Source organism: Paraburkholderia sp. RL17-373-BIF-A (assembly GCF_046030175.1).
Lineage (GTDB): Bacteria > Pseudomonadota > Gammaproteobacteria > Burkholderiales > Burkholderiaceae > Paraburkholderia.
In genome coordinates this window covers 40,352-55,719 of record NZ_JARESO010000054.1, presented here as the reverse complement: position 1 = coordinate 55,719, position 15,368 = coordinate 40,352, and the positions used below count along the sequence as shown (strand labels likewise).

Here is a 15,368-nt window from a genome sequence, read left to right as displayed (position 1 = left end):
CCCCGCGGGCCCGCCGCCGGGTATGGCGCGGGGGCGCTCCGTCGCCATCTGGGCTGCACTGGGGGTTTTCGTTGTGACGGCGACTTTGGCCGTCTTTGCTTGCCTCGCGCCGCATCTGGGTGCGTGGCAAGCAGTTCCGTTGACGCTCGCCGTGTGGGCGTGGCTCGCGCTTTGCGCGCTCCGGTATGAGCGCGCGCGGCCCGTCGCGCTGAAAATCGGGCCGGACGACTTGTCCATCTGGGGCCGTACCGGCGCGTTACTGGCGCAAGGCCGCATTGCCGGTTGTTCGCAGTGGAGCGGCCGCTTGCTGATTCTGGCGCTGATGCCGGAACAGGGGCGCTCGCGCACTTTGCTGCTTGCCGCCGACGCACTCCCGGCCCCCATCTTCCGGGAACTGGCCGTGCTGGGCCGGCGTGGCGCCGGCGCCTGACTGTAACGACTGTAACCGCTGTTACCGGCGTAACGTGCCCAGATGACGGGAACGCTACAATGGTGCCCCGCCATGCGCCCTATAGTTAACGGATTTATCAGGTGAGCGAAAAAGAAATTGATCAGGTGCTGGTCGAGCGCGTCCAGAAGGGCGACAAGGCCGCGTTCGAGCTTCTGGTCTCCAAATACCACCGCAAGATTCTCCGGCTGATCTCGCGCCTCGTGCGGGACCCCGCCGAAGTGGAAGACGTGGCTCAGGACGCCTTTATCAAGGCGTATCGGGCATTGCCGCAGTTTCGCGGCGAATCGGCCTTTTATACGTGGTTGTACCGGATTGCCGTCAACACGGCAAAGAACTACCTTGCGACCCAAGGGCGGCGCGCGCCGACCTCGACCGAAGCAGATGCTGAAGAAGCTGAAACTTTCTCGGACGCGGACCAACTAAGGGATATCAACACGCCTGAGTCGATGTTGATGAGCAAGCAGATCGCTGAGACGGTCAATGCTGCGATGGCGGTTTTACCGGAAGAGTTGCGCACCGCCATTACTCTTCGTGAAATTGAAGGTTTGAGCTACGAGGAAATCGCTGAGATGATGGGTTGCCCAATTGGCACAGTCAGATCACGAATTTTCCGCGCTCGCGAAGCCATTGCGGCAAAATTGCGTCCGTTGCTTGACACACCTGAAGGCAAGCGCTGGTAAACCACCAGCCTGCCGAACGGAGCGCGGGTGCAATATCTGGATTAGTGGTGTCACTACGGGGTATTTGTAAGATGGGGAGCATCATGGGGTCGGTCTCGATGCAATCGCAAGCCAGCTCGCGCGGCGAGCGTCTGTCCGCTTTTGTCGACGGTGAGCTGTTCGGCGAAGAGCATCTGAATCTGGATACGTTTATTTCCGGGCTGAATGGCGAGGATCGCACCGCCTGGTCGAGCTATCACCTGATCGGCGACGCGTTGCGTTCCGACGATCTGGCGGTCAGCCCGGCGGCGAGTAGTGCATTCCTGAACGGTTTTGCCGCGCGTTTCGACAACGAGCCGCACGTGCTGGCGCCTGCCGCCATGCCGGTCGCGCGTCGTTTGCTGGCGCTGCGCCGCCGTGTCGTGCCGGCCTTTGCCGTCGCAGCCGCGGCCGCCACGCTGACGTGGATCGTCGTGCCGCAACTGCAAGGCGTGCCGGGCGGTCCGGGCACGGCGCAACTCGCGTCGGTCCAGTCGCATGGCGACGCGCTGCAACGTGTGGCCATGGCTTCGGTGCCGGCGGCTACGGTCCAGCCGGCCGTGCAGGACGCCAACATCATTCGTGACGCCAGTCTCGACCAGTATCTGGAAGCTCACCAGCAATTCGCGCAACAACCGGTCATGCCGGGCTCGATGCCGCTGATTCGCGCTGCCGCAGTCTCTACGCAAGGCCAATAGTTTGATGCAGACTCCGCGGTTGAATAAAACGACTATCTGGGGGCGGCTGCCGGCATTTCTTTTCTGCGCAGCCGTATTGTTGTCCGCTACACCGCGGGTCTTTGCCCAAACCGACGATCCGCTCGTCGCCCGTCGCACGGCTGCGGATCTGCTCGATCGCATCCATCAGGCCGCGCAACAACAAAATTACGAGGGCGCGTTCGTCTACCAGCGCGGCAATTACGTTCAGACTTCGCGGATCGCGCACTATGCGACCCGCTCGGATGGCGAATTCGAGCAACTCGAAAGCCTCGACGGCAAGCCGCGCAAAATGCTGCGTCATAACGAAGAGCTCTACACGTTCGTGCCGGAGCGGCATCTGTGCGTCGTCGAGAAGCGTCAGAACAAAGATTCGTTCCCCGCGCTGCTGGCCGTGAGTGGCGAGCAGGTGCTGTCGGTTTACGAGCCCAAGCTGCTCGGCGACGACCGCGTCGCGGGCGTCGACAGCCAGGTGATCGAACTCGATCCGAAAGACGCGTATCGCTTTGCCTACAAGCTGTGGGCGGACAAGAAGACTGGCCTCCTGCTGCGTGCCCAAACGCTCGACCCGAATGGCCAGGTGCTCGAGCAACTGTCCTTTTCGCAAATTCGCATCGGCGTGCCGGTCGACAAGGCCGGCATCGTCAGCGGTATTCGTAATACCGCGGGTTGGACAGTGGTGCGTCCGCCCGTCGAGCCGGTCGACATGGCCGCGCAAGGCTGGCAGATCACGCCGACGGTGCCGGGCTTCCGTAAGATTCGTGAACTGCGCCGGCCCATGGCCGCGCGCGATCCGGGCCAGCCGACTATTCCGGTGGACCAGGCGGTGTTCTCCGATGGCCTCGCGGCCATTTCGGTGTTCGTCGAACCGGTCGAGAACAACACGCGCAAGGAAGGCGCGGGAAGCAGCGGCGCCACGCACGTGCTCGTCAAGCGTCGCGGCGACTTCTGGATTACTCTGCTTGGTGAAGTGCCCCAGACCACATTACAGCAATTTGCGTCTGCCATAGAATACAAGGCTCCGAAGTAATCCTCCGAATCCTGAATCCCTCGGCTTGCTACGATATGACGACTTTCTCGGTGCGCAAATTCCTCGCGGCCGCGGTGGTAGCGGCGTGTTTGCCGCTCGTGCCGCATATGGCGTCGGCGGCTCCTGCCGCCAATCTGCCCGACTTCACTGATCTGGTCGACAAGGTCGGCCCGGCGGTCGTCAACATTCGCACGACTACACGCGTCTCGAACAGCGGTGCTCGCGGCGGCCTGCCGCCAGGTATGGACGACGGCGACATGTCGGAATTTTTCCGGCGCTTCTTCGGCATTCCGTTGCCGCAGTCGCCGCAATCGCCGGGTTCGCCAGGCACGCCGCGTGGCGGTGACAACGGCGGCAGTGGCGGCAGCCAGGACACGCCGGATAACAGCGACGCCGAGCAGAACAGCGGCGTCGGCTCGGGCTTCATCCTGTCGGCGGACGGCTACGTGATGACCAACGCGCACGTCGTCGACGACGCGGACACCATTTACGTCACGCTCACCGACAAGCGCGAATTCAAGGCGAAGCTGATCGGCGTGGACGATCGGACCGACGTTGCCGTCGTGAAGATCAGTGCCGCGAATCTGCCAACCATCACGATCGGCGACTCGAACAAGGTGCGCGTGGGCGAGTGGGTGGTCGCGATCGGCTCGCCATTCGGTCTCGAGAACACGGTGACGGCGGGCATAGTCAGCGCGAAGGGGCGCGATACGGGCGACTATCTGCCGTTCATTCAGACCGACGTGGCTGTCAATCCTGGCAATTCGGGCGGTCCGCTGATCAACATGCAGGGCGAGGTGATCGGCATCAACTCGCAGATCTATAGCCGCACCGGCGGTTTCATGGGCATCTCGTTCGCGATTCCGATCGACGAGGCCATGCGCGTGGCCGATCAGTTGAAGGCGTCGGGCAAGGTCGTGCGCGGCCGGATTGCGGTGGCGATCGGCGAAGTGACCAAAGACGTGGCCGACTCGCTCGGCCTGCCGAAGGCGCAGGGCGCGCTGGTCAGCAGCGTCGAACCGGGCGGCCCGGCGGACAAAGCCGGCGTGCAGCCGGGCGACATCATCCTGAAGTTCAACGGCCATTCGGTCGATACGGCAACGGATCTGCCGCGCATGGTCGGCGACACGAAGCCGGGCACCAAGTCGACGATCACGATCTGGCGCAAGGGCCAGACGCGCGATCTGCCGGTGACGATCGCCGAGATGCAGCCGGATAAATCGGCGAAGGCGGATCAGAAGAAGCCGCAGCCGCCGAAGCAGCGCGCCACGAACGCGCTGGGTGTGGCCGTCAGCGATATCCCTGCTGATCAGCTGAAGGCGCTGAAACTGCGCAACGGCGTGCAGATCGACGCCGCGGACGGTCCCGCAGCACGCGTCGGCCTGCAAAAGGGCGACATCATTCTGCGAGTGGGCGATACGGACATCACTAGCGCGAAGCAGTTCGACGAGGTGAGCTCGCACCTCGATCCGCAAAAGATGGTCGCGCTGCTGGTTCGCCGCGGCGAGAACACGCAGTTCGTGCCGGTCCGCCCGCGCAGCGTCCAGAAATGACGAAGGCGGCGCCGCTCACGCTTTACGGGCGCGCGTGGTGCCACCTTTGCGACGACATGCGTGCCGCGCTCGAGCCCTTGCTGGCCGAATTCGGCGCGCGGGTCGAATTGATCGACGTCGACACCGATCCGTTGCTGGAAGCCCGTTACAACGAACTGGTGCCGGTTCTGGTCTGCGAAGGCGTTGAACTGTGTCACTATCACCTCGACGAAGCGCGGGTTCGTGCCGCGCTCGCCACACGGGTTGCGGCGACGCCCTGAGCTTGGCTCAAGGGTTCGAACACAGCGCCAACGCCGCGCCGTTCACACCACGTTTCACGCCTCTCCTGAGCCGTCTTTTCCGCCCGAGCTTCGCAAGATGCGCCGGGCGATAGCCTTTTCGGCTAAAATAGATAGGTTTTTCACCTACTTACAAGGCGTGCTCCGCTATTGTCCGAGCGCGCCTTTTTTGCTTGATCGGCACTGAATGGATCATATTCGTAACTTCTCGATCATTGCGCACATCGACCATGGCAAGTCGACGCTCGCCGATCGCATCATCCAGATTTGCGGCGGCCTGTCCGACCGCGAGATGGAATCTCAAGTGCTCGATTCGATGGATCTCGAACGCGAGCGCGGCATCACGATCAAGGCACAAACCGCCGCACTGACATACAAGGCCCGTGACGGGCAAGTCTACAACCTGAACATGATCGACACGCCGGGCCACGTCGACTTCTCGTACGAAGTCAGCCGCTCGCTGTCCGCATGCGAAGGCGCGCTGCTGGTCGTCGACGCGAGCCAGGGCGTGGAAGCGCAAACCGTCGCCAACTGCTACACGGCGATCGAACTCGGCGTCGACGTGATTCCGGTGCTCAACAAGATCGATCTGCCGGCGGCAAATCCTGAAAACGCAATCGCCGAAATCGAAGACGTGATCGGCATCGACGCAACCGACGCGACGCATTGCAGCGCGAAGACCGGCCTCGGCGTCGAAGACGTGCTCGAAGCGCTGATCGCCAAAGTGCCGCCGCCCAAGGGCGATCCGGAAGCGCCGTTGCAGGCGCTGATCATCGACTCGTGGTTCGACAACTACGTCGGCGTCGTGATGCTGGTGCGTATCGTCAACGGCACGCTGCGTCCCAAGGACAAGATCCGCATGATGGCGACCGGCGCGCAGTATCCGGTCGAGCACGTCGGCGTGTTCACGCCGAAGTCGAAGAATCTCGAATCGCTGTCGGCCGGGCAGGTGGGCTTCATCATCGCCGGCATCAAGGAACTGGCCGCGGCGAAGGTGGGCGACACCGTCACGCTGGTGAACCGTCCGGCGCCCGAACCGCTGCCGGGTTTCAAGGAAGTGAAGCCGCAGGTGTTCGCCGGTCTCTATCCGGTCGAAGCGAACCAGTACGACGCGCTGCGCGATTCGCTGGAAAAGCTGAAGCTGAACGACGCCTCGCTGATGTACGAGCCGGAAGTGTCGCAAGCACTTGGTTTCGGTTTCCGCTGCGGCTTCCTCGGGCTGCTGCACATGGAGATCGTGCAGGAACGTCTCGAGCGCGAGTTCGACATGGACCTGATCACCACGGCGCCGACCGTGGTGTACGAAGTCCTGCAACGCGACGGCACGACCATCATGGTCGAGAATCCGGCCAAGATGCCGGAGCCGTCGAAGATCGAAGAAGTGCGCGAACCGATCGTCACCGTGAATCTGTACATGCCGCAAGACTACGTCGGCTCGGTGATCACGCTGTGTACGCAAAAGCGCGGCACGCAGATCAACATGCAGTATCACGGCCGTCAGGTGCAGTTGACCTACGAAATCCCGATGGGCGAAGTCGTGCTCGATTTCTTCGACCGTCTGAAGTCGATTTCGCGCGGCTATGCGTCGATGGATTACGAGTTCAAGGAATACCGCGCGGCCGACGTCGTGAAGGTCGACATGCTGATCAACGGCGACAAGGTCGACGCGCTGTCGGTCATCGTGCACCGTTCGCAAAGCCAGTATCGCGGCCGCGAAGTGGCGTCGAAAATGCGTGAACTCATTCCGCGTCAAATGTACGACGTCGCGATTCAGGCCACCATCGGCGCGAACATTATCGCGCGCGAGAACATTAAAGCGTTGCGTAAGAACGTGCTGGCAAAATGCTACGGCGGCGACATTTCTCGTAAGAAGAAGCTGCTGGAAAAGCAAAAGGCAGGCAAGAAGCGAATGAAGCAGGTGGGATCGGTCGAGATTCCGCAAGAGGCTTTCCTCGCGATCCTGCGTGTCGAAGACAAATAAGACGAACAACGGAACCCTATGAATTTTGCGCTGATTCTTTTTGTGCTCGTCATTTTGACGGGCGTCGCATGGGTCGCAGACAAACTGGTTTTCATGCCGCAACGGCGCCGCGCGGCGGAAGCCGCGGTCGCCGAGTTCGACCGCCAGCAGGCACGCATCGGCGAGCGTTTCGCCGACGAAAACGCGGCGCAAACGCGCGCGCGTCTGCGTGACGACAAGCTGCGTCAACCGTGGTGGCTCGAGTATTCAGCGAGCTTTTTCCCGGTGATTCTGGTGGTGTTCGTGGTGCGCTCGTTCGTGGTCGAGCCGTTCAAGATTCCTTCGGGTTCGATGGTGCCGACGCTGCTGGTGGGCGACTTCATCCTCGTGAATAAATTCGACTACGGCATCCGTCTGCCGATCACCAACACGAAGATCACCGAAGGCCGTCCGCTCCAACGCGGCGACGTGGTGGTGTTCCGCTACCCGAAAGACGAATCGGTCGACTACATCAAGCGCGTGATCGGCCTGCCGGGCGACACCGTTGCGTATCAGGACAAGCAGCTCACGATCAACGGCAAGCCGGTGCCGGAAACGCCGCTGCCCGATTACCTCGACGACGAACGCATGGGTTACGCGAAGCAGTTCGAAGAAGATATCGACGGCCGCAAGAACGCGATTCTGAACAATTCGGCCGTGCCGCCGTTCATCGTCGGCGCCGAAGATTATCCGTATCGCGATAACTGCACGTACAACGCACGCGGCGTGATCTGCAAGGTGCCGCCGGGCAACTACTTCATGATGGGCGACAACCGCGATAACAGCGCGGATAGCCGTTACTGGGGCTTCGCGCCGGACAAGAATGTCGTGGGCCGCGCGTTTTTTATCTGGATGAACTTCAGCAATCTGAAACGCATCGGCTCATTCAACTGAGTTCGTGTGCGTCGATTGCACGACACGCCGCGCGGTTGGCCTTCGCCAGGTCACGTGAGCCGCGGCGTGTTATCACGCTACTTTAAGATCCCGCGGTAACGTCGCTTCACCACGCTTTTTCCGCTGGCCGTCCCGCGTTTTCGCCGGGTCTGGCGCCCGCGTTATACTCTGCCCATGCCCCTATCTCCGTTGGAAAGCCGTCTGCGCTACGAATTTCGCAATGCGGAATTGTTGCGCCAGGCTTTAACGCACCGCAGTCATAGCTCCACGCATAACGAACGGCTCGAGTTTCTCGGCGATTCCGTTCTGAATTGCGCGGTGGCTGCGCTTTTGTTCCAACGTTTCGGCAAACTGGACGAGGGCGACCTGTCGCGCGTCCGCGCCAATCTGGTCAAACAGCAGTCGCTTTACGAAATCGCTCAGGCCCTCAATATCTCCGAAGGCCTGCGGCTGGGGGAAGGCGAGTTGCGCAGCGGCGGCTTCCGCCGCCCCTCGATCCTCGCTGACACGCTCGAAGCGGTGCTGGGCGCAGTGTTTCTCGACGGCGGCTTCGAAGCCGCTCAGACGGTCATCAAGCGCCTTTACGTGCCCATTCTGGATCACATCGACCCACGCACGCTCGGCAAGGACGCCAAGACGCTGCTGCAGGAGTATCTGCAAGGCCACAAGATCGCTCTGCCGACCTACACGGTCGTCGCCACGCATGGTGCGGCGCACAATCAACAATTCGAAGTCGAATGCACGGTGCCGAAACTGGACGTGAAAGTCTCCGGTTCCGGCGCGAGCCGTCGTGCGGCGGAGCAGGCGGCGGCCAAGAAAGCGCTCGACGAAGTGATGGCCGCGGCGCCTGCCGTGGTAGCCAAGCCCAAGCGCTCGAAAGGCGCTCGCGCGGCGAAGAACGCCGAGCCGGAAATCGTGCCCGGCGTGACCGGTGTGCAGGCCGCGCTGGATTTGCGCAGCCCGGATCGCAAGAACGAGCGCGGAGCGGGGCGCGGTGAGTCCCGCGCCGCCGCCGCGGCGGAACCGGTAGCCGAACGCACCCCGCTGACAGCCACCGCCGCGCCGTTGGCGGTGATTCGCGCCGCGCACGTGGAGTACAGCGGACAGGACAAAACCGAGCGCGCCGAGAAGGCAGAGAAGACGGCCGCTCACGTGGGCGACAAGTCCGCTGACAAAGCCGCAGCGGAGAAAGCCGCCGAAAAGTTCGACACCAAGGCCGCGGATGCGAAACCCGCCGAAGCCAAGTCCGCCGAAGCCAAACCAGAAGCCAAGCCGGAAGCCGCTGCGGTCCGCAGCGTCGACAAACACCGCAGCCGCGAAGCCACACCCGGTCCCGCCGTGCCCGTGCCAAGCGCAGCAGCGGCACCGACCGAACACGAACCCGGCGTAGCCGACGCGGTGCAAACGCGCGTCGCCGACGCGGGCCATTGATTGCCATCGGCGCGCCATTCCCGCGCGTCGATCTGAAACTTGCCGTAGCCCGAATATGAACGCTCCCACTCCCACTGGTTTTCGCTGCGGCATGGTCGCGATCGTCGGCCGCCCCAACGTCGGCAAGTCCACGCTGATGAACGCGCTGGTCGGCCAGAAAGTCAGTATCACGTCGCGCAAGGCGCAGACCACGCGCCATCGCATCACGGGCATTCATACGCTCGAAGACGCGCAATACATTTTCGTTGACACGCCGGGTTTCCAGACCAAGCACAGCGGCGCACTGAACCGTTCGCTCAATCGCGCGGTCACGTCCACGCTGACTTCGGTCGATGCGATCCTGTTCGTAATCGAAGCTGGCCGTTTCGGCCCGGACGACCAGAAGGTGCTCGACCTGATCCCGCCGTCGGTGCCCACGCTGCTGATCGCGAACAAGCTGGACCGCGTGTCGGATAAGGATTCGCTGTTCCCGTTCATGCAGCAGGTCAGCGCGCTGCACGAGTTCGCCGAGATCGTGCCGCTGTCGGCGAAGAATTCCGACGACATCAAACGTCTGATGGCGACCGTCAAGCCGTTCCTGCCGGAAGGCGCGCCGATCTACGGCGACGACGACCTGACCGATCGCAGCGAGCGCTTCCTCGCGGCGGAAATCCTGCGCGAGAAAGTGTTCCGCTGGACTGGCGACGAACTGCCCTACACGAGCACCGTGCTGATCGACAAGTTCGAAACCGAAGGGCGCCTGCGCCGCATTTTCGCGACCATCATGGTCGACCGCGACACGCACAAGGCGATGATCATCGGCCAGAAGGGCGCCAAGCTGAAGCAGATCAGCACCGAAGCGCGCCTCGACATGGAAAAGCTGTTCGACGGTCCGGTGTATCTGGAAACCTTCATCAAGGTGAAGAGCGGCTGGGCCGACAATGAAGCCGGGCTCCGTGCGTATGGGTACGAATGACGCGTGGATGACGCTGAATTCCGACGCTGACCCGGACGATTCGGAGCCGGCAGTGCCGGCACGTGAGCCGTCCAAACCCGCTCGTAGCACCCGAAAGTCCTCGACTAAAAGCGCCCAGGGCGCCGAAGGCGAACCACGTAAAGCGCCGCCTCGCCGCGCTCCGCGCACCTCCGCGTCCGACTACCGGATCGCGGAGCAACCCGCCTTCGTTCTCCATAGTTATCCGTATCGCGAGACCAGTCTGATCATCGACGTGCTCTCGCGCGATCATGGCCGCCTCGCGCTCGTCGCGAAGGGCGCGAAGCGCCCGCACTCTGCGCTGCGCGGCGTGTTGCAGACATTTCAGCCGCTCGCGCTGTCGTGGTCGGGCAAATCCGAAGTGCGCACGCTGACCGGCGCCGAATGGGTCGGCGGCATGTTGCCGCTGGCCGGCGACGCGCTGCTGTGCGGCTTCTACGTCAACGAACTGCTGGTCAAGTTCTGCGCGCGCGAAGATCCGCATCCGCAACTGTTCCATCACTACGTCGTCACGATGACGCGTCTCGCGCACGACGAGCCGCCCGTGCAGGTGCTGCGTTCGTTCGAGCGCGTGCTGCTGCGCGAAACCGGCTACGCGATGGCGCTGGATCGCACCGTCGCGCGCAAAGCGGTGCTGGCCGAAGGCCGCTACGTGTTCGACCCGGAGCGCGGCGTGCGCGAAGCCTCCGACGATCTGCCCGCGCAATGGCCGGTAATCGCGGGGCAAACCTTGCTCGACATGGAACAGGACGATTACCATCGAGCGCAGACCGTGGCGCAAAGCAAAACGCTGATGCGCTTTCTGCTCAACACTTACCTTGGCGGCACGCCGCTCGCGACGCGCCAGATCCTGATCGACTTGCAGAACTTATGAGCTTCTTTCTTACGTCGCCGAATGTGATTGACCTGGGCGTGAATATCGATCACGTCGCCACGCTGCGCAACGCGCGCGGCACGTCCTATCCCGATCCGATCCGCGCCGCGCTGATGGCCGAAGAGGCCGGCGCCGATGTCATCACCCTGCATCTGCGTGAAGACCGCCGCCATATCGTCGACGCCGACGTGCACAAGCTGCGCCCGCTCCTGAAGACGCGCATGAATCTCGAATGCGCGGTCACCCAGGAGATGCTCGACATCGCGTGTGAAGTCCAGCCGCACGACGTCTGCCTCGTGCCGGAAAAGCGTCAGGAGCTGACGACGGAAGGCGGCCTCGATGTCGCCGGCCAGTTCGAAGCGGTGCGTGCCGCATGCAAGCAGCTCGCCGACGCGAACTCGCGCGTGTCGCTCTTCATCGATCCGGACGAAACGCAGATTCGTGCCGCGCACGAAGCGGGCGCGCCGGTGATCGAACTGCACACCGGACGTTACGCCGAAGCCCACGATCCCGCCGAACAGGAGCGCGAATTCGAGCGCGTGGTTCGTGCCGTCGAATTCGGCGCGACACTCGGCATCAAGGTGAATGCGGGCCACGGCCTGCACTACACGAACGTGCAGCAGATCGCGGCGATCGAGGGCATCGACGAACTGAATATCGGCCACGCGATCGTCGCGCATGCGATCTTCGCCGGCTGGGACAACGCGGTGCGCGAGATGAAGGCGATCATGGTCGCCGCGCGTCTCGGCGCGCGCGCCTGATGCGACCCGACACGGCAGCCCGCGCATGACGATCTACGGCATCGGTACGGACATTGTTCAGGTGAGTCGCGTGGCCGCGGTCATGACGCGCACCAACGGCCGCTTCGCCGAAAAGGTGCTCGGCGCGGACGAACTGCGCGTCTATCACGCGCGGCAGGCGCGCTCAGCCGCGCGCGGGCTCGCGTTTCTCGCCACGCGGTTCTCGGCGAAAGAAGCATTCTCGAAAGCGATCGGCCTCGGCATGCATTGGCCGATGACCTGGCGCGCGCTGCAAACGCTCAACAAGCCGAGCGGCGAGCCCATGGTGGTTGCGTCCGGTGAATTGGCCGAATGGCTCGACGCGCGCGGCATCACGGCGCGCGTCACGATCAGCGACGAGCGCGATTACGCGGTGTCGTTCGTGATTGCGGAAACGACGCAAGCAGGTACGCCCGACAGCGTCGCCGAATAAAAAATACTTTTGAACGCGGCGCAGGCCGGCCGCGTCTCTCCTTGCCTCAGGCTTTTTTCCAGCGGAAATCGATGAAAACCATTCCCGGACCGGTGATGCTCGACGTGGTCGGCAAAACGCTGAACGACGACGACAAGCGCCGCCTTGCCCATCCGATGACCGGCGGCGTGATCCTGTTCGCGCGCCATTACGAGAGCCGCACGCAACTGATCGCGCTGACCGACTCGATCCGCGCGATCCGTGAGGATCTGCTGATCGCCGTCGACCACGAAGGCGGGCGCGTGCAGCGCTTTCGCACCGACGGCTTCACCGTGCTGCCTGCGATGGGCAAGCTCGGCACGTTGTGGGACAGCGATGTGCTGCACGCCACCAAAGTGACAACGGCCGTCGGCTATATCCTCGCGACGGAGTTGCGCGCGTGCGGCATCGACATGAGTTTCACGCCGGTGCTCGATCTGAACTATGGTCAATCGCAGGTGATCGGCGACCGCGCGTTCCACCGCGATCCGCGTGTGGTGACCTTGCTCGCCAAGAGCCTCAACCACGGACTCGCGCTGGCCGGCATGAGCAATTGCGGCAAGCATTTCCCGGGGCACGGCTTCGCACAGGCGGATTCGCATGTCGCTATGCCGGTCGACGACCGCTCGCTCGAGGAGATTCTGCGCGACGACGTGGCGCCGTACGACTGGCTCGGCTTGTCGTTGGGATCGGTGATTCCCGCGCATGTGATCTATCCGCAGGTCGATTCGAAGCCGGCGGGTTTTTCGCGCATCTGGCTGCAGGACATTCTGCGCAACAAGCTGCGCTTCGAAGGCGCGATTTTCAGCGACGATCTGTCGATGGAAGCCGCGCGCCAGGGCGGCACGCTGACCGAAGGCGCGAGCGCCGCGCTGCAAGCCGGCTGCGACATGGTGCTGATCTGCAATCAGCCGGACGAAGCGGAGAAGGTACTGGATGCGCTGCGCTTTACGCCGTCGAAGGAATCGCAACGGCGCTTGCAACGCATGCGGCCGCGGGGCAAGGCGTTGAAGTGGAGCAAGCTGGTCGCTGATCCGCAGTACCTGCAAGCGCAGGCGCTGTTGCGTAGCGCGTTTGCATAAGCCGCGAGAACAGTTGGCAAGCAAGTAAGAAAAACGGCGCCTTCAATGAAGGCGCCGTTTTTTTCAGCCAGGGCCGACCGCGAGCGATCGCAGAGGCACTCCACTCAATTCAAGCGCATGCGTTGCAGCTTGTTGTACAGCGTCTTCGGGCTGATGCCCAGCAGCGACGCCGCCCGGTGACGCGTACCGCCGACTGCGTCGAGCGTAGCGCGAATCAGCATTTCCTCGACGTCCGCGAGCGGCGTGCCCACGGTAACTTGCACGCGGCTGCCATTCAGATCGCGGCCGTTCGCCGAGCCCGCCTCATCGGCACGCAGCGATTCCAGCACGTCGCCGGACGCGTGATATGCGCGCCGCACGCGGTCCTGCAACTCGCGCACATTGCCCGGCCATTCATACGCGAGACACTCGCGCAGGAAGTTCGGCGCGACCTGCTTGGCGGTCTCCGCCGAGCCGCGCGTCAACCCTTCGTGATTCAATTCGTCGACCAACGCCTGGGCGATCAGCGCCGGATCTTCGCCGCGCTCGCGCAGCGGCGGCAGCGTGACGGCGGCCGCTTCGAGGCGCAGCGCCAGATCTTCGTGCAGGCTGCCGTCGGCCACCGCCGCACGCGGCGCCTTGCGTGTCGAGGCGATCAGCCGGAAGTCCGTCACCACCTGATTCGTGCCGCCGACCCGCATGAAGGTCTGCGAATCGAGCGCACGCAGCAGCGCTTCCTGCTGGGCGCGCGGCAACTCGGCGATTTCGTCGATGAACAGCGTGCCGCCGCTCGCCTGCTCGAACAGGCCGGGTTCGCGCTGCTCGGCGCCGTTGAACGCGCCGCGTTCGTGACCGAACAGCAGGCTGTCGAGCGAGCGTTGCGCGGCCGCGCTATTCGCGCTGCGGCAGTCGAATGTGATGAACGGACCTTTACGGCGCCGGCTCATGTCGTGCATCGTGCGCGCCGCGATCTGCTTGCCGGTGCCGGTTTCGCCGGAAATCAGCACGGCGGCTTCGGTCGGCGCGATATGTTCGATCGTGTCGTAGACGTGCTGGATCGCACCGCTGCGGCCGAGCATCGAGCCGAACCGGCCGAGTTGACGCAGCGACGCGCGCAGCGTCTGCACTTCTTCGGTCAGTTCGTACGGCCGCGGGATACGCGCGAGCAGGCTGCGCAAACGCGGAATGTTGACCGGCTTGAGCAGGTAGTCCCAGATGCCGTGCCGCAAACCCTCGATCGCGCTTTCCACTGTCGCATTGCCGGTCATGACGATCACGGGCAAGGCGCCGCCGGGCGGATGCGCGGGGAGGTGTTGCAGCAGGTCGAGTCCGCTGCCGTCCGGCAGGTTCAGGTCGACCAGCACGACGTCGGGAATGAAGCGTGTCAACGCGGCCCGGGCCTCCGCGATCGTGGTCGCGGTGTCGACGGAGAAGCCGTCGGCGGCGAGGATGGCGGACAGGCCTGACAGGCTATTAGGATCGTCTTCAACAATCAGGGCGTGTGGCATGGCGAGCGCAATTTTTAGATGGATGGAATACCCGATGCGCTGCGCCGATACGTTGGCGCGCGGCACGGGCGCGATGCTGGCCGGTACTGTCGGTCGAATTCCGAGTCGAATCCAGCGCCGCGCGCGCAACCTTGGCTCGCGCGGCGCAAGAGCGGCCGCGTCTGAGGTAGACAGGTCGTCCGGCGCGCGCACCAAGCACGGCACCGGGCAGAAAAGCGGCGATTCGACTCAAGTCGTTCAGGTCCTTTGCGTTATTAATTTGGGAGTCCGTCCTGACGTTTTGTAAGCACAGACGGACGCCTGTATTTCCTTCACTCGGGCGGTCAGAAATCCCGGTTGCTGTCGAAGAAGCGGCGTACTTCGAGTTCCGCTTGTTCGCGCGTCTTGCCGTAACGTTCCTGGATCAGGCCGGCGAGCTTGTCAGCGCGACCTTCGGCCTTGGTCAACTCGTCGTCCGTGAGTTCACCCCATGCCGTCTTGGCTTTGCCAACCATCTGCTTCCACTTGCCTTCAGCGATGTCGTTATTCATGTCGCATCTCCGGAGTTGAAGAAAATAAAGCCGTACTGGCCTGTATCCAGAGAGAAGCATGGACCGTGCCACGATAATTTATTTAAACTTATCAATGATTTGGTGACCGACATACGGGAAATTTGAGGTTGCGGTGTGGCAA

At 63.0% G+C, this 15,368-nt stretch carries 17 protein-coding genes; 15 read left to right on the top strand and 2 right to left on the bottom strand.

Annotation, left to right across the window (positions count from 1 at the left end; all coding sequences use genetic code 11):
- The first annotated feature begins 22 nt into the window (after positions 1-22).
- The 14 genes from P0D80_RS38980 (at position 23) to nagZ (ending at position 13,209) form a co-directional block, all read left to right on the top strand.
- Positions 23-430: a hypothetical protein gene (locus P0D80_RS38980; protein WP_408291725.1), complete on the top strand. Its 408-nt coding sequence runs from the start codon at positions 23-25 to the stop codon at positions 428-430.
- Between the two features lie 101 nt (positions 431-531).
- Positions 532-1,131 carry an RNA polymerase sigma factor RpoE gene (gene rpoE, locus P0D80_RS38975; RefSeq protein WP_006051939.1) on the top strand — a complete coding sequence of 200 codons (600 nt, stop codon included), beginning with the start codon at positions 532-534 and terminating at the stop codon, positions 1,129-1,131.
- A gap of 83 nt (positions 1,132-1,214) precedes the next feature.
- Positions 1,215-1,847 (top strand): sigma-E factor negative regulatory protein, encoded by a 633-nt coding sequence (locus tag P0D80_RS38970; protein ID WP_408181691.1) that lies wholly within the window; start codon positions 1,215-1,217, stop codon positions 1,845-1,847.
- Between the two features lie 4 nt (positions 1,848-1,851).
- On the top strand, positions 1,852-2,895 hold the full coding sequence (locus tag P0D80_RS38965) for a MucB/RseB C-terminal domain-containing protein (RefSeq protein WP_132373576.1): 1,044 nt from the start codon (positions 1,852-1,854) through the stop codon (positions 2,893-2,895).
- A gap of 35 nt (positions 2,896-2,930) precedes the next feature.
- A complete protein-coding gene (locus tag P0D80_RS38960) occupies positions 2,931-4,448 on the top strand; it encodes a DegQ family serine endoprotease (protein ID WP_408181694.1) in 1,518 nt (505 codons plus the stop codon).
- Entirely contained in the window at positions 4,445-4,708 is a 264-nt protein-coding gene (locus P0D80_RS38955; RefSeq protein WP_408181696.1) for a glutaredoxin family protein, read from the top strand. Before P0D80_RS38960 ends, P0D80_RS38955 begins: the two co-directional genes overlap by 4 nt.
- A 205-nt stretch (positions 4,709-4,913) precedes the next feature.
- Complete coding sequence (gene lepA / locus P0D80_RS38950; RefSeq protein WP_132373579.1) at positions 4,914-6,707, top strand: translation elongation factor 4; 1,794 nt, start codon at positions 4,914-4,916, stop codon at positions 6,705-6,707.
- 18 nt (positions 6,708-6,725) lie between these two features.
- The gene (gene lepB / locus P0D80_RS38945) at positions 6,726-7,619 is read left to right on the top strand and encodes a signal peptidase I (RefSeq protein WP_408291718.1); all 894 of its coding nucleotides are present in this window, start codon (positions 6,726-6,728) and stop codon (positions 7,617-7,619) included.
- A 174-nt stretch (positions 7,620-7,793) separates the two neighbouring features.
- Entirely contained in the window at positions 7,794-9,050 is a 1,257-nt protein-coding gene (rnc, locus tag P0D80_RS38940; protein ID WP_408291716.1) for a ribonuclease III, read from the top strand.
- A 55-nt stretch (positions 9,051-9,105) separates the two neighbouring features.
- Positions 9,106-10,005, top strand: a complete 900-nt coding sequence (gene era / locus P0D80_RS38935; protein ID WP_408291714.1) for a GTPase Era — start codon at positions 9,106-9,108, stop codon at positions 10,003-10,005.
- Entirely contained in the window at positions 9,992-10,897 is a 906-nt protein-coding gene (recO, locus tag P0D80_RS38930) for a DNA repair protein RecO (RefSeq protein WP_408181701.1), read from the top strand. Before era ends, recO begins: the two co-directional genes overlap by 14 nt.
- The gene (gene pdxJ, locus P0D80_RS38925) at positions 10,894-11,658 is read left to right on the top strand and encodes a pyridoxine 5'-phosphate synthase (RefSeq protein ID WP_408181702.1); all 765 of its coding nucleotides are present in this window, start codon (positions 10,894-10,896) and stop codon (positions 11,656-11,658) included. Before recO ends, pdxJ begins: the two co-directional genes overlap by 4 nt.
- Before the next feature lie 25 nt (positions 11,659-11,683).
- The gene (gene acpS / locus P0D80_RS38920; protein WP_408181703.1) at positions 11,684-12,109 is read left to right on the top strand and encodes a holo-ACP synthase; all 426 of its coding nucleotides are present in this window, start codon (positions 11,684-11,686) and stop codon (positions 12,107-12,109) included.
- Between the two features lie 71 nt (positions 12,110-12,180).
- Entirely contained in the window at positions 12,181-13,209 is a 1,029-nt protein-coding gene (gene nagZ / locus P0D80_RS38915) for a beta-N-acetylhexosaminidase (RefSeq protein WP_408181704.1), read from the top strand.
- Positions 13,210-13,313: 104 nt separating this feature from the next.
- On the opposite strand, the gene P0D80_RS38910 is transcribed toward nagZ, so the two are convergent.
- A complete protein-coding gene (locus P0D80_RS38910) occupies positions 13,314-14,696 on the bottom strand; it encodes a sigma-54-dependent transcriptional regulator (RefSeq protein WP_408181706.1) in 1,383 nt (460 codons plus the stop codon).
- On the opposite strand from P0D80_RS38910, the gene P0D80_RS38905 reads away from it, so the two are divergent.
- Positions 14,695-14,982 carry a hypothetical protein gene (locus tag P0D80_RS38905; protein WP_132373588.1) on the top strand — a complete coding sequence of 96 codons (288 nt, stop codon included), beginning with the start codon at positions 14,695-14,697 and terminating at the stop codon, positions 14,980-14,982. The genes P0D80_RS38910 and P0D80_RS38905 overlap by 2 nt on opposite strands.
- 37 nt (positions 14,983-15,019) lie before the next feature.
- On the opposite strand, the gene P0D80_RS38900 is transcribed toward P0D80_RS38905, so the two are convergent.
- Positions 15,020-15,226, bottom strand: coding sequence for a CsbD family protein (locus P0D80_RS38900; RefSeq protein WP_062127806.1), 207 nt, complete (start codon positions 15,224-15,226; stop codon positions 15,020-15,022).
- Between the last annotated feature and the right edge of the window lie 142 nt (positions 15,227-15,368).

Coding starts and splice junctions, on each gene's coding strand:
- P0D80_RS38980 (WP_408291725.1), top strand. CDS start 23: ATGGCGCGGGGGCGCTCCGTCGCCATCTGGGCTGCACTGGGGGTTTTC.
- P0D80_RS38970 (WP_408181691.1), top strand. CDS start 1,215: ATGGGGTCGGTCTCGATGCAATCGCAAGCCAGCTCGCGCGGCGAGCGT.
- P0D80_RS38965 (WP_132373576.1), top strand. CDS start 1,852: ATGCAGACTCCGCGGTTGAATAAAACGACTATCTGGGGGCGGCTGCCG.
- P0D80_RS38960 (WP_408181694.1), top strand. CDS start 2,931: ATGACGACTTTCTCGGTGCGCAAATTCCTCGCGGCCGCGGTGGTAGCG.
- P0D80_RS38955 (WP_408181696.1), top strand. CDS start 4,445: ATGACGAAGGCGGCGCCGCTCACGCTTTACGGGCGCGCGTGGTGCCAC.
- lepA (WP_132373579.1), top strand. CDS start 4,914: ATGGATCATATTCGTAACTTCTCGATCATTGCGCACATCGACCATGGC.
- lepB (WP_408291718.1), top strand. CDS start 6,726: ATGAATTTTGCGCTGATTCTTTTTGTGCTCGTCATTTTGACGGGCGTC.
- rnc (WP_408291716.1), top strand. CDS start 7,794: ATGCCCCTATCTCCGTTGGAAAGCCGTCTGCGCTACGAATTTCGCAAT.
- era (WP_408291714.1), top strand. CDS start 9,106: ATGAACGCTCCCACTCCCACTGGTTTTCGCTGCGGCATGGTCGCGATC.
- recO (WP_408181701.1), top strand. CDS start 9,992: ATGGGTACGAATGACGCGTGGATGACGCTGAATTCCGACGCTGACCCG.
- pdxJ (WP_408181702.1), top strand. CDS start 10,894: ATGAGCTTCTTTCTTACGTCGCCGAATGTGATTGACCTGGGCGTGAAT.
- acpS (WP_408181703.1), top strand. CDS start 11,684: ATGACGATCTACGGCATCGGTACGGACATTGTTCAGGTGAGTCGCGTG.
- nagZ (WP_408181704.1), top strand. CDS start 12,181: ATGAAAACCATTCCCGGACCGGTGATGCTCGACGTGGTCGGCAAAACG.
- P0D80_RS38905 (WP_132373588.1), top strand. CDS start 14,695: ATGGCGAGCGCAATTTTTAGATGGATGGAATACCCGATGCGCTGCGCC.
- P0D80_RS38910 (WP_408181706.1), bottom strand. CDS start 14,696: ATGCCACACGCCCTGATTGTTGAAGACGATCCTAATAGCCTGTCAGGC.
- P0D80_RS38900 (WP_062127806.1), bottom strand. CDS start 15,226: ATGAATAACGACATCGCTGAAGGCAAGTGGAAGCAGATGGTTGGCAAA.